This window comes from Buchnera aphidicola (Rhopalosiphum maidis), assembly GCF_003671935.1.
GTDB classification, from domain to species: domain Bacteria; phylum Pseudomonadota; class Gammaproteobacteria; order Enterobacterales; family Enterobacteriaceae; genus Buchnera; species Buchnera aphidicola_AL.
The window spans coordinates 391,418-411,985 of sequence record NZ_CP032759.1 but is presented as its reverse complement, the minus strand read 5'-3'; the positions used below and the strand labels follow the sequence as shown (position 1 = coordinate 411,985).

Here is a 20,568-nt window from a genome sequence, read left to right as displayed (position 1 = left end):
TCTCTTTAAAATATTTTTATACTTAAATATATTTTATTAATCAGACAAAACTTCAATTTCCACACGACGATCAGGAGCCAGACAGCTGATTAACAAAGGTCTACTGGATATGTCTTTACATATCTGATTAGTTAGAGGAAATTCATTTCCCATCCCTTGAACAGTTATTTTATCTTGAGAAATACCGTGTGAAGTAAAATAATTTTTAATGCTGTATGCACGATCTTCAGATAATTTTTGATTGTATTTTTTATTTCCTATTTTATCAGCATGACCAGATAACATAATAAAAATATTTTTTGATTTAATATTTTTTATTTCTTTTTGTAATTTTTGTAATTTTTCATTAGATATAGGTTTTAATTCTGTACTATTAAAGGGAAAATTAATATTTTCGTTGAGGGCAACATATTGTTGATTTGATGATTCAGGAATATATGAAGAAAAAATGTCATTTATACTAGATTTTCCAAATTTCCATCCAAAAGAAAGAACAAAATCTCCTAAAGTAGGTTTCATAGATAAATTCATGATTTTTTCGACATTATTTTTCCAAGTATAATCAAATCTAGTGATGAATCTTTCATTGAATACATATTCAGCACCTAAAGATAAATTAGGGAATAATTTACTCTCTTTAGTAAAAATATTTTTTAATTCTTGTTTAGAAGACAAATTATCCCAAAACATCATTCCACCTAATCGGGTATAAATATTAAAATCGTCTGTTATAGGATATGATATTTTTGTAGCAAGTTGAATGCTATTAGGTTGTGTATTTTTTTGATTTTTTTGAAAGATTAAATGAGGAGAAAACCCTGTTGTATCATTTTCTATTTCAAAAGAAAAATACGGATTAAATTCATAACCTAAAAATAGTCCAAAAAGCGGTGCTCCTGATTTATCTTTTATGTTTTTTTCTGTTGTGTTTTCATTTTTATATTCTAAAATATTAAAATTAGACCAACCCATTCTAGTACCCAAATACCAGCCATTGTTTTCTTTGGCTCGAATACCCGTAACTAAACTTACTAACAAAAAAATAGTAGTAAGAACTTTTTTTTTCATTTGAAACTCCGTTTTTAATTAAATAAATTGAAAATAATAAGAAATATATAGAATATTTTATATCTTTGATAGAAAAAATATATAATATCGAATTATATTATAAATATTATATTAGTATTAAAATAACATATTTAAATTAATTTTTTAGTATAAAATTATTTTTTTTGAAATAATTGACTAGAATAATTTAATACTCGTATCCCTAAAAAATATAAAGTAATTAAATATACTATTACAGAAACCAATAAAATAGTAAATAAACGTATTATCTTATCAAAAAATGAACCAATCTTCCAAGAAGGAATAAAATATAACATAACAATTAGACAAAATATCATTACTGATATTGCAATTAATAGACGAAAAATAAAAATAAAATTGTTTAATTTAAAATTAACTATTTTTTTTTGGTACATTTTCCAATAAAGTAAGATAAAATTTATCCAACTAGCTATACTACAAGACAAAGCAAGACCTGAATGCTGAAAATAAAAAATAAAAAATGGATTCATTAATTGTGTTAAAAATAATGTTAAAATTGAAATTCGCATTGGAATATTTACTTCTTGATAAGCATAAAAAGCTGAAACTAAAATCTTAACTAAAATAAAAGAAACTAAACCAAAAGAATATAATTCTAGTACTTTTTGCGTCATTAAAACATCAAAATTTGTAAATTTCCCGTATTGAAATAAAATGATAACTAATGGTTTTGAACACATAAATAATATAACAGAAATAGGTAAAGATAAAATCAAACTAAAACGAATCGCCCAATTAAGCAATTTTTTATATTCTGATTTAGTATTATTCGAATAAGTACTAGAAAAAGACGTAAATAAGATGGTACTTAAGGATACTCCTATAATACCTATTGGAAATTCAATTAGTCGATCAGCATAATACATCCAAGATATTGAACCAGGGTTTAATAAAGAAATAAAAATAGTATTAAAGATTAAAGAAATTTGATTAGCACCAGAACCTAAAATAGAAGGTCCCATTTTTCTTAAAACTTTTAAAAGACCAATATTTTTAAAATTAATATTAGGAAAAACCAACATATTTATTTTGTACAAAAATGGAAATTGATAAAATAGCTGAAAAAATCCACCTATAATTACAGACCATGCCAAGGAAATAATAGAAGGTTCAAAATAATTATTAAAAAAAAATGAAAAAACTATAATAGTAATATTTAAAATAATAGGAGAAAAAGAAGGAATAAAAAAATCATTACAACTATTTAAAATAGATGAACATAATGAAGATAAAGAAATAAATAAAATATAAGGAAACATTATTTTTAATAAAGTACAAGCTAATTGTAATTTATCAGGTGATTTGGAAAATCCCGGAGCATTAACAATAATAAGATAATTAGAAAAAATGATTCCTAAAATTACAATAATAGTTAAAATTAATATCATTAAACCAGATGTAGACCTAATAAATTCTTGTATATATTCTTTATCTTTTCTGGATTTGTAATTTATTAAAATAGGGATAAAAGATTTAGAAAATGCTCCTTCAGCAAAAATTTGACGCAATAGATTAGGAATTTTAAAAGCTATAAAAAACGCATCAGTAAATATAGAAGCACCAAATATATGAGCAATTAAAAGATCACGAAGAAACCCCAATACACGTGATATTAATGTCATTACACTTACTGACACTAAACATTTTAGAATATTCATTTGAAATTAACCTAACCTATGAGGTTAAAATATTATAATTATGATTCAAAATTAATTTTTTTAAAGAATAAATATGTTTGTATCTGCAAAGTATTTTTAATAAAAAAATGTTAATATAAAATTATTTCTTAATATTCATCAAAACTAAAATGTCTAAACTGTTAAAAAAAATAACAATTATAAAACCTGATGATTGGCATGTACATTTAAGAGACAATGAGATTTTAAAAAAAATTTCTCAATACACTGGAAAATTTTATAAACGTGCAATAATTATGCCTAATCTGGATCAACCTATTACAAATTGTTTAAAATCAATGTCTTATCGTCGTAGAATTCTAAATTCTATGAAACCAAATACTACGTTCAAACCATTAATGATATGTTATTTGACAAAGAAAACATCTCCTGAAGAATTAAAACAAGGTTTTGCTAAAAAAATATTTGTAGGAGCAAAATTATATCCCAAATGTTCCACAACTAATTCAAAAAACGGTATAAAACATATTAAAGAAATTTATCATCTATTGAAGATTATGGAAAACATTAAAATGCCATTGCTCATTCATGGAGAAGAAACTGATCCAAATATTGATATATATGATAGAGAAGCAAAATTTATTGAAAATACATTAATACCGTTACGTAAGCATTTTCCAGAATTAAAAATAATACTAGAACATGTTACAACAGAAGAAGCTATATCGTATATTAAGGAATCTAATTCTTCATATTTAGCTGGTACTATTACACCACATCACTTGATGTTAAACCGAAATAATATGTTCAGTAATGGAATTCAACCATATCTTTATTGTTTACCTCTTTTAAAAAGAAAAAAACATCAAATAGCTTTAAGAAATGCAATATCAAGTGGTAGTAAACATTTTTTTTTAGGCAGTGATAGCGCTCCACATTTTCATCAAAATAAAATCAACAATTTTGGTTGTGCAGGTATATTTAATGCTCCATCTTCTTTGTTATGTTATGTTAGCATTTTTGAAGAAATAAACGCATTAAAATATTTTCAATCTTTTTGCTCTGAAAACGGACCTAACTTTTATAATATGCCAATTAATAAAGAAACAATTACACTTGTAAAAAAACCTCATAAAATTTTAAAAAAAATCAATATTGGAAATAATGTTATTATTCCTTTTTTAGCTGGAAAAAAATTAGATTGGTCTATTGAATCTTAAAAATAAATTTTTGATTTTTATAAATTACCATCAAAATCATATGTAATATTATTTTTATTTAATTCATTTTTTTGAAAAATATTTAAAAATCTTTGATTTAAATAAAATTTTTGATTTAAAACAATTTTATTTTGTATATTTTTTTTCTTGAGTAAAGAACATTTAGAAACAATTTCATTCCAACATAGATGCAATTCATCGAATGGCAAGTAAGGTGGAAAAATATTATATTGATTTTCTATAACTGATTTTTGTTGTTTTAAAAACGAAATTTTTTTTAAAAAAAACTCTTTTTTTTCTATAATTAATTCTATTTTTTTTATGTTAGTTTTAGATTTTAATAAATTATCATATTCTTGGTTCATTAGGTCTTCTAAGAAAATAATATTTTCTTTCATCTCTTTAAGTATATTTAATAATTTTTTCATTTTTTTGGAATACTCATTTTTAAATTACACTTTACATAGAATTTTTTATTTCATTTTTATAAAAAAACTATGACTTCACCATTTTCATTAATTATTCCAGTTAAAACCTTACCATTTTTTATTTGTACACGTATCTTCTGTTTTTTAGCACCATTGCTTAAAGATTTACCTACAAAAACAACTTCAAAATCAATTCCCTTCATTTTTACAGTAACTTGTTGATTAGTTTTAACCAACCAAAAAGGACGAGTCATAAAAGAAGTAATAGGTTGAAAGGGAAAAATATCGCGTAAATTAACTCTATTAATAACATCTTTTTTATTAAAATATGTACTACGAGGTAGTGTATCTAATCGTCCTACTATTTTTTCTAAGTCTTCTTCTCTGATTTTTGTCCCCCTAGGTATTTTTTTCTTGGCTATAACATATTCCCCTTCCGCTTGTAATTCAACTTGTAAATAATGATGTTGATCTCCACAAGTTAAGAGAATATCAAGTATTCCAAAATCATGAATATTATTCACCAATGAAAAAATAGGTTTTTTACAAAAAAATTTTTTTTTTAATGGAGTATGTATTATTGTTTTTATATTCTTTGTTTTAAGAGCATATTCTTTTTTAAAAAAATTATTTAATTGATCACTTAAACTATACGCATTAGCTTTAAAAGACTTAGAAAATAAAAAAAAGATGAATAAACAAAAAAATATTTTTATTAGTTTCATTTTTTTCCTTAATTATTGAGCAATATAAATTAATATTAAACCTATCAATGTTGTTTAATAAGTATATTATATTTTTTAAGGTTCTTTGCTTGATACAAAATATCTAATAAAGGTATAATATAAATTTATTGGACAAAGTAAATTTCTTAAAAATCTATAATACAATTATATTTTAATCATCTAAAACTTTATTTCATATTACATTACATAATTTAACGTTAAAACGTTTCTTTATTAAAAAAATAAAACTTTATTTTCAATAAAAAATACTAGGAATAAAAAATGTTTAATAAAATAAATAAAATGTTTGATTTTAATCAAAAAATACTAAATTTTTACTCTAAAAGAGAAGAAATTTTATCGTCAAATATAGCGAATGCAGATACACCAAACTATAAAGCAATGGATATCAGTTTCAAAGATGAAATTGAAAAAATAATAAAAAAAAATAATTCAGCTATTCCTTTAAAAAAAACTTCCTTATATCATCTAAATCCAAAAAAAAACGATTTTTTTATGTTCGAAGTTAAACCTATAGTAAAAAAAGAAATTAAATCAAATGGAAATACAGTAGATATGAATCGAGAAAGAATAGAATTTATAAAAAATACTTTGAAATATGAAGAAAATTTAGTTTTCATAAAAAATGAAATTAAAAATATAATGCATGTATTAAAGGGATAAAAAAATTATGTCTTTATTAAATATACTTAATATTGCTGGTTCAGCTATGACAGCTCAATCAGAAAAAATAAATGTTATTGCTAGTAATTTGGCTAACTCAGAAAGCATCATATGTAAAGATGGAAAATTTTATCCATATACTGCAAAAAAAGTTATTTTTAAATTAGATCCATTAAAAAATTCTTTAATCGGCGGAGTAAAAGTTTTTTCTATAATAAATGATCCTAATCCAATGCAATTAATATACGATCCAAGTAATCCTTTATCTAATAAGAAAGGATATGTTTTAAAAACTAATGTTAATCCAGTTACAGAAACAATAAATCATATTTCAGCTTCGAGAAATTATCAAGCCAATATAGAAGTAGTAAAAACTGCAAAGTCTATGATAATGAAAACATTATCAATTGGAGAATAAGGAAGAAGAAATGAGCACTGTTAATATTAATTCTTCTATAAATAACAACATTATTGCAAATAATAGTAATAACTTAAAAAATGATTCTAATGCACTAGATTTACAAAAAAATTTTTTAAGTCTATTAATGGCACAAATTAAAAATCAAGATCCTACAGATCCTATCAAAAACACTGAGTTAACATCACAACTAGCTCAAATTAATACAGCTACAGGAATTGAAAAATTAAACAATACTGTTGGAAAATTTTCTAATAAAATTAATCAAAGTCAAAACATACAGGTATCTTCATTAATTGGACATCATGTAATGATACCAAGTTCTCAAATTGTACATACTAAAGGTGTTGAAACTAAGTTCGGGATAGAATTAATTAGTGATGCAAACATAGTAAATATAAAAATAACTGATAATACTGGAAAAATTATACACGTTAAAGAAACAAAAAATTTAAAATCCGGTATATATGGTTTCATATGGGATGGTAAAAATTTAGACAAAAAAGATATGAAGACTGAAAAATATAATGTTGTTGTTACAGCTAAAAATAACAACAGGGAAGTTCCTGTACAAATTTTAAGTGAAGCTTTAGTAAACAGTATTATTACTTCTTCTTCAAGCGATCCAATTATTGATTTAGGAGTAATGGGAACTATAACTTTATCAAAAATTCGTAAAATTCTTAAATAAAGATAATTTAATTTGACAAAATTTTTATATGAAAAATTATTAAGGAAAAAATTATATGTCAATTATAGAAGCTATCAATGGATTAATGATTAATAATGATTATATAGATATTGTCTCGAATAATATAGCAAACGCTTCTACTATCGGATTTAAATCCAGTACTCCTTCATTTTTTGATATAGTTTCTCATTCATTTTATTCTAATCAAGTTACAAAATCTGGTGTTGGAATTTCCAATTTAGTTCAAAATTTTAGTGATGGAGTATTAGTTCAAACAGATCGAGATTTAGATTTAGGAATTGTACGAGATGGTTTTTTTCGAGTTTTAGATTCTAAAGGTTATGTACATTATACAAGAAACGGTCATTTTTTACTTGATAAAAACAAAAATATTGTTAATGGACAAGGAATGTACTTAACTGGTCAAAATCAACTTGATTTAAAAAATGATTTAAACAATGTAGCTAATCTAGAACCTATTAATTTAAGAAAATCGAATGTATTAAGAGCAAAACCAACAAATCAAATCAAGTTAAAAGCCAATTTAATAAGCGATCTTAATTCTACAAACAGTATAACTGGAATAAATGATGATATTTATAACTCAGAAATACACAGTATTACTGTTTATGATCAAAATGCAAATCCTCAAAAAGTCAATATTTCCTTTAATAAAATTGACGAGAATCAATGGAAACTAAACATAAAATTAAATGATGAAAAAGCTCCAGTTGATGAAATCATTAACAATGATTTTATTTTAAAATTTGATTCTGAAGGCAATTTAATTTCTAATTCTTCTTTACAAATTACATCAAAAAATTCTAAAAATATTATTTTAGATGAAATTACTTTAAATTTAGAATGTACTCTTAAAACATCAGAAACTGATGTTCCTTCAATAGAATTGTCTCAAAATGGATATTCAGAAGGTTCTTTAAAACATTTTGACATTTTAAATAATGGTGAAATTATTGGACAATATACAAACGCACAAGAACAAAAAATAGGACAAATATTTTTAGCTAAATTTATTAATCCAGAAAAATTAAAACCTGAAAGTGGTAGTATTTGGTCAGCAACAAATGAAGCTGGAAAGGAAAAAATAGGAGCTGCTGGAGACCAAGGTTTTGGTATATTGTATACAAAATCTTTAGAATCATCCAATGTTGATTTAAATAAAGAATTAATTAACATGATTGTTGCACAACGTAATTATCAATCTAGTGCTCAAGCTTTTAAAACAGAAGATAAAATAATTAATACGTTAGTTAATTTAAAATAACTTTGTAACTAAATTGGGTTATCAAATGGAAAAAGCAATATATGAATCTATGAATGCTGCTATTAAATTGTTAGATAAACAAGCAGTAATTGCTAACAACTTAGCAAATATATCTACAGTTGGTTTTAAAGAATCATTTAATTTTTTTATAAAAGATAAAAACGTTCGAAATCTATATAAAACATATGATCAAGATGTAAGGGAATATTATAATTTCTATCCAGGAGTTTTAATTCATACTCAAAGAAAACTAGATTTAGTTATTAAAGATAACGGTTGGCTAGCAATAAAAGATATAAATGGTCAAGAAGCATATACAAAAAATGGTCATATACAAATAAATCAAGAAGGAAAGCTTACTGTTCAAAATCATGAAGTAATAGGAAATCATGGAAACATAAAAATACCAAATAATGTAAATTTAAAAATTTCATCAAATGGTATAATTAAAAAAATTAATAAAACTAAAGATAGTATTATAGAATCAACAATAGGATCATTGAAATTAGTACGATTGCCAAATAATAATCTGATACAAAAAGAAAATGGTTTATTTTATCTTAAAAAAGATAATTTAAACAAATATAACAATATTCTTCATGATAGTAGTGTACGTATACAAACAGAAATGTTAGAAGCAAGTAATGTGAATCCAACAAAAAACATGATTGATATGATTTCAAATGCTAGACAATTTGAAATGAACATGAAAATTATATCTATATGTGACCAAAATACAGAATATGCCAATCAATTATTTAATATTAACAATTAAGTTAAAAGGATAAAAAAATGATTCCTTCTTTATGGATTTCTAAAACAGGTCTGGATGCTCAACAAATAAACATGAACGTGATTTCCAATAATTTAGCTAATGTAAGTACAAATGGATTTAAACGTTCTAGAGCAGTATTTGAAGATTTAATGTATCAAACAATACGACAAGCAGGGGCAAATTCATCGATTGATACTACCTTACCATCCGGATTACAATTAGGTACAGGAGTCAGACCAGTAGCCACCGAAAAAATTTATAGTCAAGGGAATCTTTCTAAAACTGATTCTTCAAAAGATGTAGCTATTAATGGACCTGGTTTTTTTCAAGTACAACTACCAGATGGTAACGTAGCATATACTAGAGATGGTTCTTTTCAACTAGATCAAAATGGTCAATTAGTAACTAATAGTGGTTTTCCTATTGTTCCTGAAATTAATATTCCACCTAACTCAATAAACATGAATATAGGAAGAGATGGTATTGTCAGCGTAACAATACAAGGACAAACTCAACCAATTTCTATTGGTCAATTGAATTTAATTAATTTTGTTAATCATTCTGGATTAGAGAGTTTAGGAGAGAATTTATATCAAGAAACACAAGCATCTGGAAGTCCTATAGATACCACACCTGGATTAAACGGTACAGGTTTACTGTATCAAGGATATGTTGAAACTTCAAACGTTAATGTTGCTGAAGAACTGGTAAATATGATTCAAACACAGCGTGCATATGAAATTAATAGTAAATCCATAAATACTTCAGATCAAATGCTACAAAAATTATCTCAACTATAAAAATTGATTTTTTTTATCATAAATCAATAAATTTTAAAAAACATCTATTTTAATATGTTTTCATTAAGGATTGTTTTTCCGTGGTAAAATTATTTAGTTATAAAATTAAATATTATTTGACTGCTTTCTTTATAATAATCATTCAAAGTTGCGCTTCTGTTGAACATAAACCTTTAGTTAATGGTATTACAACTGCTGTAGCACCTAACATGATACCCAAAATTAAGAATGGTTCTTTATTTCAAGAAAAAATACCTACAAATTATGGATATCAACCCCTTTTTGAAGATCATAGATCTCATAATATAGGAGATACAATAACTGTTGTATTACAAGAAAATATAAGCGCTAGCAATAGTTCTTCTTCAAATTTAACTCGTGATGGAACAGCAAATGTAGGTGTAACAGTAACACCTGGAAAATTAAATCCTGTATTGGGATTTAATATGAATGATAACAAAACAGGAATAGATAGTATAGGAAAAAATGACTTTTCAGGAAAGGGAAGTAATTCCGCTAAAAATACATTTACTGGTCTAATTACAGTTACTGTTCAGAAAGTACTACCAAACGGGAATTTAAAGGTAATTGGTGAAAAACAAGTGGCTATTAATCAAGGTATAGAATTCATTCGTTTTTCAGGTGTCATTAATCCTAATCATATAAATAAAAATAATTTAGTTGCTTCTACTCAAATTGCTGACACACGTATTGAATACGTAAGTAATAATCGTATTAACGATATTCAAAAAATGGGGTGGTTACAGCGATTTCTATTAAAAATTTCACCTATTTAATCATAAAAATTTTTAAAAATTGATTTTTTTAAATAAAACTCATAAAGGATCGTATAAATCCTTTATGAGGAAAAACTTATTAAAGAAAAATTATTAAAAAAAAAATTTATCATAGATGATATATTTTATATATAATAGATATAGAAATAGAATAAATAAAGTAAATGAATATAAGGTATTTTATGTCTAAGACAATATCGTTATTAAAATTTATTATTTGTATTTTAATAAGTTTATGTTCTTTTACATATGCTGAAAAAATACGTGATTTAACTAGTATTGAAGGTATAAGAGATAATCAATTAATTGGCTACGGTTTAATAGTAGGTTTAGATGGTACAGGTGATCAATCAACACAAACCCCATTTACCAATCAATCATTGCATAACATGCTATCGCAATTGGGCGTAACTGTATCTCCTGAGACTAATATGCATTTAAAAAATGTAGCTGCTGTTATAGTTACAGCAAACTTACCTCCTTTTAGTCATACAGGAGAGCAGATAGACGTAGTAGTATCATCAATGGGCGATGCAAAAAGCCTTAAGGGTGGGACATTATTAATGACTCCTCTAAAGGGTACTGACAATCAAATTTATGCTATTGCTCAAGGAAATGTACTAGTATCTGAAAAAAATAATTCTCAAAAAAAAAATAATTCTATTTTTTCAAATCAAGTAAATTCAGGAAGAATCAATCATGGTGCAACAATTGAAAGAGAAATAAATACTGATTTCGGAAAGAAAAAAATAATTAATTTACAATTAAATGAAGAAGATTTTAGTATAGCACAAAAAATAAGTGATATGATCAATGTGCAATATCCAGATACAGCAACAGCTTTAAATTCTAAAACAGTACAGTTAAATACATATCCTAATAATACGATACAAGTTCACATGTTATCTAATATTCAAAATATAGATATTTCTATGCCATCTCAAGAAGCTAAAGTTATAGTTAATCCTCGAACTGGATCAGTTGTTATCAATCAAGAAGTAAGATTAGGAACTTGTATTGTTTCTCATGGAGATTTATCAATACTAATAGAAAAAAAAGAAGAAAAAAATGTTACTTCAAGTTTTCTAGATACATTTAGAAAACATGAAAAAGAAAGTTTTTTAAAAAATATCATTAACAGAAACTATATTAGTAATAATTCCTTTAGTAATAGTTCTTTTAAAAATACTAGTTTAAATAATATTGTTCGAGTCTTAAATTCTTTAGGAACAAAACCTGACGAATTGATATCTATTCTACAATTAATGAAAAATGCCGGTTGTCTTCATGCTAAATTGGAAATAGTTTGATGAAAAATGATCTATCTTTATTTAATATAACAAACTACAGAGCAAAATTTGTTAGTGATTTAAAATATCAAGTGAAAAATAATCCTAAAAAATATCAACTAGAAATAGCAAAGGAGGTAGAAGGTATTTTTATTCAAATGTTATTAAAAAGTATGAGAAATTCTTTAACACAAGATAACTTATTAGATAGTAATCAAAGTCGTCTTTACACTGAAGTTTACGACCAAAAAATTTCAAAAGAAATGACTAGTAAGGGTATAGGATTAACAAACATTATTTTACAACAAATTCAACAAAAAAAATTATATAAATAATAATTTTTTTACAAAAAAGGAAGCCAAATGAGTTCTATATTAACTTCTACTATTACTGGAATAAATGCAATAAAAATATTAATTAATAATACTGCTAACAAAATTATTAATCCAAAATATAAAGACGAAATAAAACAAAATATCTTTATAGAAGATACTGTAGATGAACCTAATTTCAATGCAGGAGTTCGAATAAAAAAAGTATATGATGATTACAATGATTTCATTAAAGAAGAAAAGCGAAAAATCAGCGAAAGAGTACAAGATGAACAAACAAAAATAGAAGAATATTTAAAACTAGAAGATTTATTTGGTGAAAAATCGAGTATTTTTACTCTTTTAATTAATCAATTGTATTCTTCTATAGAAAATGATGTTGTTAATAACAATGTAAACATATTTAATGAAAATATAGAAAAAAATTTAAAAACAATCATTAGTGAATTAAAAAATTTTGATGAAAAATTAAGTTTCTTAGAAAAAGATGTTAAAGAATCAATAACAGAAAAAATAAAAAAAGCAAACATTTTGATTAATCAAATTTATAATACTAATATTGATATTCGATTTTTTCCTACTGCTCAATTACCTAATAGAGTAGATAGTTTTATAGATAAACGAGATCAATTAATAGATGAATTAAATGATATAATAGGAGTAAAAGTAGTTAAGGAAAACAATTCTTTTAAAGTATGTTTAAATAACGGTATGTGTATTATTGATGATCATAACAAACAAAATTTAATTGCATTAACTTCAAGTACTGACGATAAATATATAAGCGTAGGATATTGGGATGATAATGAAAAAACATTAAAAAAAATGGAACATATGATTCCGAGTTCATCTTTAGGTGCTCTTCTTATGTTTCGTAGAGAAGATCTACAAAATGCAAGAAATAAAATTGGACAATTGACTATAAATTTTGCTGATAGTATTAATGAATGTCATACATTAGGATATGATATTCTTGGAAATCTTGGAAAACAAGTTTTTAATATTAGTAATCCAGAAATTATATCTAGCTCAACAAATCAATCGTATCTTCCTACTTCTATTAAATGGGTTTCGACTAGTGATGCACAAGATACTAATTATGTAGTTTTTTTAAAAAATAATCATTGGACAGTTACAAGATTAAGAGATCGTTCAGTAGTCGAATCAGATATATATCAACAAGATAATAACACATATATTACTTTTGACGGAATTGAATTTAAAATAGAAGGAGATAATGCTGAAGGTAATATTTACATGATTAAACCGTATTCTAAAACTTTGAATCAACTAGAATTATTAATTGTTAAAAATGATCGATTTTCAATATCTTCATCAAATGATTTAAGTCAAATGAATAAAAATAATGCAATTAAAATACATCATTTAAACCAAGAAAAAATAGTTAACAAAAAAGAAACACTATATGAATCTTATCGAAAATTTTTAAAATCTATATCTTACAAATGTAACGATCTTGAAGAAAAAGTACCTTTTAAACGAAACATGATTGAAATATTAAAAAATAAAAAGTTATCAGAATCTGATAATTTTCATGAAAATTATCAAAATCTAAGCTATGAACAAAAATGTTATCTTGCAAATGTTAAGATTCTAAAAATGGCTGAAACAATTTTCAATGAAATTGTTGATTGTTATAGTTAATTTTAAGAATTAAAAAATATTTTATAAAAAATAAAAACTTACTTAAAAAGTAAGTTTTTATTTTTCATAGAATGCTATCGCTAATAAATAATATATTTAATAGATTTTATTTTTGAATAATTTTTTTGCTTTAAAAAAAAAATTTTAATATTTAATAAATAATTTTATTCTGATTTTTTAACAGGAGAAGTAGAAAAGTTTGTAGCAGAATGCGCTCCAGCTGATTTTTTTAATTTTTTGTTTAATTTTTTTAATAAAATTGGAGATGTCACAGTTTTTTGATATTTGTTTAAAGATAAATCACTAAAAATTTTTGTTATTGGTGCACTTGACTGATTCTTTATGTTTTCTTCTTTAAAAGTTGGATTTAAAAAAACTGTTTTTTGATCTGAAACTAAAGAATTACTTTTTTTAGGTATTAATTTTACTTTCAATTTCGTACTATTTTGAATAACAGTTTTATATTTAAAAGATGTTTTAAAAAAATATGATTTTGTAATTATTTTATTTTTTTTATAAGAATGATTAATTTCTTTAGTTTTAAATGTTTTGGGAAATGAAGTTGAATTTTTAATAAAATTATTTTTCTTATTGATAGAAAACATATTTGATTTTGTATAATGATTAAATTTTTGATATTTTTTTATTTGATTTTCCTTAGAAAAAGAATATTTTTTTAACGATTTTCCAAGAACTAATTCTAATGAAAAAAAACTATGAGGAATCATTGAAATTGAAGTTTTAATAGGATAAAAATTAAATAATTGAGAATCTTGATATGTTTGAAAAATAGTAGAATTAATATTAACTATAATATTATTGGGATAATAATTATTAAAAATAATATTATTACATGATGATTTTTTTTTAAACGATGTATTGTTTTCTAAATTTTTTTGATTTCTGTCATGGCAATCTACATTGCTTGTAATTTTAAAATTTAAAAATTTTTCAAATTCGTTTTTAGAATATTTTTCTGTATATAAAAAATTATTTTTATTAAAAATATAAAAATTATTTTTTTCTAAAAAATTTAAATTTTTTAATTTAAAATTAATACTATTAATTTTAGAATCAATGTTTTTAAAAGACGTATATTTAGTGTTTTTATCAAAAAAGTTATTATTTTGATGATAATAATGTTTTTTAATGTTATTAAGTAATTTCTTTTTTTCATTCTTCTTGATAGAAGATACTATCTTATCTTTTTTATTGATCTCTTTTATGCTATAAAAATTCTCTTTTTTAGAGAAAAGAACATTTTTTTTATTTTGAAAAATACTTCGTTTAAAAATCTCATTTTTAATAAAAACATTCTTTTTAAGAAAAGAATCTTTTATCCAAGTGATAAATTTAAAAACGGGATTTTTTTTATTTAATAACGCGTTAATAATAAAATTATTAAAATTTCTTTTCCTTGGAATATTATCTTTTTCAATATTTTTTTTATTATGTGAATAACTAGACAAAGAAACATTTGTTAAAATTGGATTAGATCTGATTTTTTTCTCTAAAATTTCTTTTTTAATATTATTTAGTATTTTATTTTTTCTAACGTTAGAAAGACAATAGCTCATAGAGCGTATTTGTTCACCTTTTCTGATTCTAGATACAAGATAATGCGGAGTTTTCATGTTTTTATTAGGAACAATGATAGTTTTACCACCCGCTTGACGTTTTTCAATGGCATAGACTGCTTCTCTTTTTTCATTTAACAAATAACAAGCAATTTCTATTGGTACAATTGCATGAACTTCATATGTATTTTCTTTAAGAGCTTCTTCTTCAATTAAACGTAAAATTGACAAAGACAGTGATTCATTATCTCTTATTGTACCTGTACCTGTGCATCTAGGACAAATATGATGGCTAGACTCACCTAAAGATGAACTTAACCTTTGTCTGGACATCTCTAGAAGACCAAATCTAGAAATATGTCCAATTTGAATACGTGCTCTATCTTCACGAACAATTTCACGCAATTTATTTTCAATAGCTTTTTGATGACTTATAGCTGTCATGTCTATGAAATCAATGACGATTAAACCGCCTAAATCACGTAATCTTAATTGACGAGAAATCTCTTCTACTGCTTCTAAATTAGTGTTGAATGCTGTTGTTTCAATATCAGCTCCACGAGTGGAACGAGCTGAATTAATATCAATAGCTGTTAATGCTTCTGTGGTATCTACCATAATTGACCCACCAGAAGGTAATTTTACTTTTCTTTGAAAAGCAGAATCTATTTGAGATTCAATCTGATAGTAGCTAAAAAGTGGTATCTCTCCAGTATATAATTTAATTTTGTTAATGAAATCTGGACGTCCTAGAGCAGTAATATGTTCAAGAGCAACATCTAATGTTTTTGGGTTATCAATTAAAATTTCACCAATATCTTGACGTAAATAATCTCTAAAAGCACGGACAATAACGTTACTTTCTTGATGAATTAAGAATGGTGCAGATTTTCTTGTTGAAGCTTTTTTAATTGCATCCCAATGTTTTAATCTAAGAGATAAATCCCATTGTAGTGATTTTATAGATTTCCCCACACCAGCGGTTCTGATGATTAAACCCATCTTTTCAGGAATTTTTAAAGATAATAATAATTCTTTTAATTCTATTCTATCATTTCCTTCAACTCGCCTTGATATTCCAGCAATTTTAGGATTATTAGGCATCAAAACTAAATAACTACCAGCTAAAGTTATAAAGGTAGTTAATGCAGCGCCTTTAGTACCTCTTTCTTCTTTGTCTATTTGAACAATAAGTTCTTGACCTTCTCGTAAAATATCTTTGATATTCAGACGTGTATCACAATTGTATTTTTCTGGAAAATAATTTTTAGAAATTTCTCTTAATGGTAAAAAACCATGTTTTTCCGTACCATAATCTATAAAAACAGCTTCTAAACTAGGTTCAATTCGAGTAATTTTCCCCTTGTATATATTTGATTTTTTTTGTTCTGATCCAGAACTTTCTATATCAAGATCATATAGACGCTGACCATCAACAAGAGCTACACGTAACTCTTCTTGCTGAGTTGCATTAATTAACATTCTTTTCATTATAACGTTTTCTCTCTTATTTTTATAAATAAGTCAATACATCAATAGAAAATATATACTTTTAAAAGAATTAATTTTTTCATATCTAATTTTGATATTTGTTTGAAATATATATAAAAATAAGTTGTTTTAAAATAGTGTTAAAATAATTTAAAAATAAAAAAAATCTTGAAAAAATCAAAAAAGTTATTTTTTCTATAAAATATCATTATAAATATTTAATTATTCATACTAATATATTTATATATTTAATTATATTATAATTAATAAAAATTAAAAAAATTACTTAATTTATAGAGATTTTTTTAATGACATATAAAACCACATCTGTATCTATTATATATATTAATGAAGATATGATAAATCAACGTATAGATAATTTTTTACAAAAAAAATTTAAAAACGTACCAAAAAGTGCAATTTATCGTATTATAAGAACAGGAAATATTCGAATTAATAAGAAAAGAATCAAACCACATTACAAATTAAAAATAGGTGATACATTAAGAATTCCACCAATAAAAATAATATGTAAAGAAAAAAACAATATTTTAACAACTAAATATGAAAAAAATTTATTGAATAACATCTTATATGAGGACAATCATTTATTAATTATAAATAAACCTTCTGGTATTGCAGTACATGGTGGAAGCGGTATAAACTTAGGAGTTATAGAATATTTTCGAAAGATTCGACCATTAGAAAAATTCCTTGAACTCGTACATCGTATTGATCGAGATACATCTGGTGTTTTGATGCTAGCAAAAAAAAGAAAGTCTCTTATATCATTACACAAACAAATGAGAGAAAAAAAAGTACAAAAAAAATACATAGCATTAGTACACGGTCTATGGCCTCTTTCTTTAAAAAAGATATCTGAACCTCTATTAAAAATTCACTTAAAAAACAAACAAAAAAAAATTTCAATTAACAAAGATGGAAAACCTTCCGAGACATGTTTTAGAATAAAAAAACGGTATTCATTAACCACTTTAATTTCTATTACACCTAAAACAGGTCGAACACATCAAATTCGTGTACATACATTATATGCAGGTCACCCAATATTATTTGATAAACGTTATGGAAAACGTGATTTAGATTCTAATATAAAAAATAAAACAAAAATTAATAGACTTTTACTTCATGCTACTTCAATTAATTTTTCACATCCTGAAAATGGAAAAAAAATGCATATTGTAGCACCGTTAGATATAAATTTTAAAAATTATTTAAATACTCTTGTATAATAAATGAGAAATTCTTTAAGAGAATATTACACAACAAAACCTTTTTTCACTCACATTGCATACATAAAACACTTATTTTAAATAATATTATATAGAGAAGAAAATGGCTGTTCAAAAAAGCAAACCAACACGATCTAAAAGAGGAATGAGACGTTCTCATGATTTTTTAAAAGAAGTTACTTTATCTCAAGATAAATTTTCTGGAGAAACACATATTCGACATCATATTACTGCGAAGGGATACTATAGAGGAAAGAAAGTCATTTAAAAAATAAAAACATGGTACTTTTTTAAAAAGTACCATGTTATAAATTATGTTTGGTTCAAAATAATTTATATATTTAAAAAATGCTTTTTTCAACAAAATAGGTAAATGTAATGAACTCATTTGCAATGCTATTTCCAGGTCAAGGGTCTCAACATACAAACATGTTGTGTTCTTTCTTTCAAAAAAAAAATAATATTTTTAAAAAAATATTCGATGAAGCATCAGAATGTATTAATTATAACTTATTAAAGTTAATAAAAAATGGTGCAAAAAAAAAAGATGATTATTATAAATATATACAGTCAGCAATATTAACTTCATCAATTGCGATTTATCAGTTTTGGAAAGAAAAAAATGGACGATGTCCAGCATTTATGTCAGGACATAGTTTAGGAGAATATTCAGCATTAGTCTGTGCTGATGCAATAAAGTTTTCTGATGCACTAAAAATAGTTAAACTAAGAAGTAAGTTAATGCAAAGAACTATTATAAATAAACCATCTTTAGTACAAGCAATTATTGGTTTAGATAAAATAATTATTGAAAATATATGTTTACAACATTCAGAAAAAGTTGTTTCTATAGCAAGTATAAATTCTAAAAATCAAATTATTGTTTCAGGAGATAAATCAGCAGTACATGAGGTCGGTGTCAGTTGTAAAAAAAATGGAGCTAAATATGTAATAAAATTAAACATTAATACGCCTATACATAGTAGTTTAATGAAACCTGTTGCAGAAAAAATGCAGTATTTATTGCAATCTATTAAAATAAAAACTCCGAAAATACCTGTTATTAATAATGTAGATGTTATATGTGAAAAAAGTGAAAAAAAAATTAAAAAAGCGTTAGTTCGACAACTTTATAGTACTGTAAGATGGAAAGAAATAATTGATTTAATAAAATCAAAAAAAATTTTTACAATGTTAGAAATAGGACCAAATAAAATTTTAACTAATTTAATGAAAAAAAATCATAGTATAACTATGTTCAATACAAATAATTTAAAAAATTTTTTAATCGCATTTAAAAAAATTCATAAAAAAAACAATGAAAATTAACAAAAAAACTGCATTAATAACAGGTGCAAATCAAGGTATTGGTAAAGAAATAGCTATAAAATTATTACAAAAAGGAATACAAGTAATCGGAACTTCTACAAGTGTAAACGGAGTTAAAATAATTAATAAATATTTAAAAAAAAATGGATTCGGTTTTGTTTTAGATTTAAAAGATAGTGATTCAATTTTAGAAAAAATGAAAGAAATTTACAAAAAAGAATATTCTATTGATATACTAATTAATAATGCTGGTACTAAATTAGATAATTTATTAGTTTACATGAGTAACCAGGAATGGGAAAATGTAATAAAAATTAATTTAACATCAATATTTTATCTGTCGAAATCAGTTATCCGTTCGATGATTAAAAAAAAATTTGGACGTATTATTACAATTGGCTCTGTAATTGGTTATATCGGAAATCAAGGTCAAATCAATTATAGTGCTTCAAAATCAGGACTAGTTGGATTTCATAAATCACTAGCATTAGAAGTTGCATCAAAGGGCATTACAGTTAATATTGTTTCACCAGGTTTTATTAAAACTAATCTTACAAAAGATTTAAATATTTTTCAATATAAAAAACATTTATCTAAAATTCCTATGAAAAGAATAGGAAAACCAGAAGAAATAGCTGATGCGGTAGTATTTCTTTCTTCTGAAAAAGCATCGTATATAACGGGACATACACTCCATGTTAATGGAGGCATGTATATGACATAAATTTTTTCTATATCTAAAAATTCAATTTTTTTATGATAAAATAAAAATAATTTAAAAAAAATGAGATGTTTAAAATGAATAGTATTGAAAAAAAAATAAAAAAAATAATTTCAAATATACTTGATATAAAAATAGAAAAAATACTTAATAATGCATCTTTTTTAGATGATCTTGGTGCTGATTCACTAGATATAGTAGAATTAATCATGGCTCTAGAAGAAGAATTTAATGTTGAAATATCAGATGAAGATGCGGAAAAACTTAATACCGTACAAAAATCTATTAATTATATTAGTAATCAAAATAAAAAATAAATTTTATTATATATTTAATATTCA

At 24.0% G+C, this 20,568-nt stretch carries 21 protein-coding genes; 16 read left to right on the top strand and 5 right to left on the bottom strand.

The window, feature by feature from the left end; translation table 11 throughout:
* Nucleotides 1-36: 36 nt before the first annotated feature.
* Nucleotides 37-1,068 (bottom strand): OmpA family protein, encoded by a 1,032-nt coding sequence (locus D8S97_RS02085; protein ID WP_158361248.1) that lies wholly within the window; start codon nt 1,066-1,068, stop codon nt 37-39.
* A 155-nt stretch (nt 1,069-1,223) separates the two neighbouring features.
* Entirely contained in the window at nt 1,224-2,768 is a 1,545-nt protein-coding gene (gene murJ / locus D8S97_RS02080; protein ID WP_158361246.1) for a murein biosynthesis integral membrane protein MurJ, read from the bottom strand.
* A gap of 149 nt (nt 2,769-2,917) precedes the next feature.
* On the opposite strand from murJ, the gene pyrC reads away from it, so the two are divergent.
* A complete protein-coding gene (pyrC, locus tag D8S97_RS02075) occupies nt 2,918-3,967 on the top strand; it encodes a dihydroorotase (RefSeq protein WP_158361244.1) in 1,050 nt (349 codons plus the stop codon).
* A gap of 17 nt (nt 3,968-3,984) precedes the next feature.
* Here pyrC and flgN read toward each other — a convergent pair whose 3' ends face one another.
* Both flgN and flgA read right to left on the bottom strand, forming a co-directional pair.
* Entirely contained in the window at nt 3,985-4,395 is a 411-nt protein-coding gene (gene flgN / locus D8S97_RS02070) for a flagellar export chaperone FlgN (protein WP_158361242.1), read from the bottom strand.
* Nucleotides 4,396-4,451: 56 nt separating this feature from the next.
* Nucleotides 4,452-5,120 carry a flagellar basal body P-ring formation chaperone FlgA gene (flgA, locus tag D8S97_RS02065; protein ID WP_158361240.1) on the bottom strand — a complete coding sequence of 223 codons (669 nt, stop codon included), beginning with the start codon at nt 5,118-5,120 and terminating at the stop codon, nt 4,452-4,454.
* A 282-nt stretch (nt 5,121-5,402) separates the two neighbouring features.
* Between flgA and flgB the strand changes: the two genes are divergently transcribed.
* From flgB to D8S97_RS02015, 10 genes are all read left to right on the top strand, one after another.
* On the top strand, nt 5,403-5,804 hold the full coding sequence (flgB, locus tag D8S97_RS02060) for a flagellar basal body rod protein FlgB (RefSeq protein WP_158361238.1): 402 nt from the start codon (nt 5,403-5,405) through the stop codon (nt 5,802-5,804).
* Nucleotides 5,805-5,811: 7 nt separating this feature from the next.
* A complete protein-coding gene (gene flgC / locus D8S97_RS02055) occupies nt 5,812-6,222 on the top strand; it encodes a flagellar basal body rod protein FlgC (protein ID WP_158361236.1) in 411 nt (136 codons plus the stop codon).
* Nucleotides 6,223-6,232: 10 nt separating this feature from the next.
* On the top strand, nt 6,233-6,913 hold the full coding sequence (locus D8S97_RS02050) for a flagellar hook assembly protein FlgD (protein WP_158361234.1): 681 nt from the start codon (nt 6,233-6,235) through the stop codon (nt 6,911-6,913).
* 55 nt (nt 6,914-6,968) lie between these two features.
* A complete protein-coding gene (locus D8S97_RS02045) occupies nt 6,969-8,198 on the top strand; it encodes a flagellar hook protein FlgE (protein WP_158361233.1) in 1,230 nt (409 codons plus the stop codon).
* 25 nt (nt 8,199-8,223) lie between these two features.
* Nucleotides 8,224-8,973, top strand: coding sequence for a flagellar basal-body rod protein FlgF (gene flgF, locus D8S97_RS02040; RefSeq protein WP_158361232.1), 750 nt, complete (start codon nt 8,224-8,226; stop codon nt 8,971-8,973).
* Nucleotides 8,974-8,990: 17 nt separating this feature from the next.
* Nucleotides 8,991-9,773 (top strand): flagellar basal-body rod protein FlgG, encoded by a 783-nt coding sequence (gene flgG / locus D8S97_RS02035; protein WP_158361231.1) that lies wholly within the window; start codon nt 8,991-8,993, stop codon nt 9,771-9,773.
* Nucleotides 9,774-9,853: 80 nt separating this feature from the next.
* On the top strand, nt 9,854-10,570 hold the full coding sequence (locus D8S97_RS02030) for a flagellar basal body L-ring protein FlgH (RefSeq protein WP_158361230.1): 717 nt from the start codon (nt 9,854-9,856) through the stop codon (nt 10,568-10,570).
* A 182-nt stretch (nt 10,571-10,752) separates the two neighbouring features.
* Complete coding sequence (locus D8S97_RS02025) at nt 10,753-11,880, top strand: flagellar basal body P-ring protein FlgI (RefSeq protein WP_261789568.1); 1,128 nt, start codon at nt 10,753-10,755, stop codon at nt 11,878-11,880.
* A complete protein-coding gene (locus D8S97_RS02020) occupies nt 11,880-12,194 on the top strand; it encodes a rod-binding protein (protein WP_158361228.1) in 315 nt (104 codons plus the stop codon). The genes D8S97_RS02025 and D8S97_RS02020 overlap by 1 nt, the downstream gene beginning before the upstream one ends.
* Nucleotides 12,195-12,221: 27 nt before the next feature.
* Nucleotides 12,222-13,856 carry a FlgK family flagellar hook-associated protein gene (locus D8S97_RS02015; protein ID WP_158361227.1) on the top strand — a complete coding sequence of 545 codons (1,635 nt, stop codon included), beginning with the start codon at nt 12,222-12,224 and terminating at the stop codon, nt 13,854-13,856.
* A gap of 164 nt (nt 13,857-14,020) precedes the next feature.
* On the opposite strand, the gene rne is transcribed toward D8S97_RS02015, so the two are convergent.
* Nucleotides 14,021-16,924 (bottom strand): ribonuclease E, encoded by a 2,904-nt coding sequence (rne, locus tag D8S97_RS02010; RefSeq protein ID WP_158361226.1) that lies wholly within the window; start codon nt 16,922-16,924, stop codon nt 14,021-14,023.
* A gap of 308 nt (nt 16,925-17,232) precedes the next feature.
* Here rne and rluC point away from each other — a divergent pair, with 308 nt between their 5' ends.
* From rluC to acpP, 5 genes are all read left to right on the top strand, one after another.
* A complete protein-coding gene (rluC, locus tag D8S97_RS02005) occupies nt 17,233-18,177 on the top strand; it encodes a 23S rRNA pseudouridine(955/2504/2580) synthase RluC (RefSeq protein ID WP_158361225.1) in 945 nt (314 codons plus the stop codon).
* 103 nt (nt 18,178-18,280) lie between these two features.
* Entirely contained in the window at nt 18,281-18,445 is a 165-nt protein-coding gene (gene rpmF / locus D8S97_RS02000) for a 50S ribosomal protein L32 (protein ID WP_158361224.1), read from the top strand.
* Nucleotides 18,446-18,555: 110 nt separating this feature from the next.
* Nucleotides 18,556-19,506: an ACP S-malonyltransferase gene (gene fabD, locus D8S97_RS01995; RefSeq protein WP_158361223.1), complete on the top strand. Its 951-nt coding sequence runs from the start codon at nt 18,556-18,558 to the stop codon at nt 19,504-19,506.
* Nucleotides 19,496-20,230 (top strand): 3-oxoacyl-[acyl-carrier-protein] reductase, encoded by a 735-nt coding sequence (gene fabG / locus D8S97_RS01990; protein WP_158361222.1) that lies wholly within the window; start codon nt 19,496-19,498, stop codon nt 20,228-20,230. The genes fabD and fabG overlap by 11 nt, the downstream gene beginning before the upstream one ends.
* Before the next feature lie 74 nt (nt 20,231-20,304).
* On the top strand, nt 20,305-20,544 hold the full coding sequence (acpP, locus tag D8S97_RS01985; RefSeq protein WP_158361221.1) for an acyl carrier protein: 240 nt from the start codon (nt 20,305-20,307) through the stop codon (nt 20,542-20,544).
* The last annotated feature ends 24 nt before the right edge of the window (nt 20,545-20,568 follow it).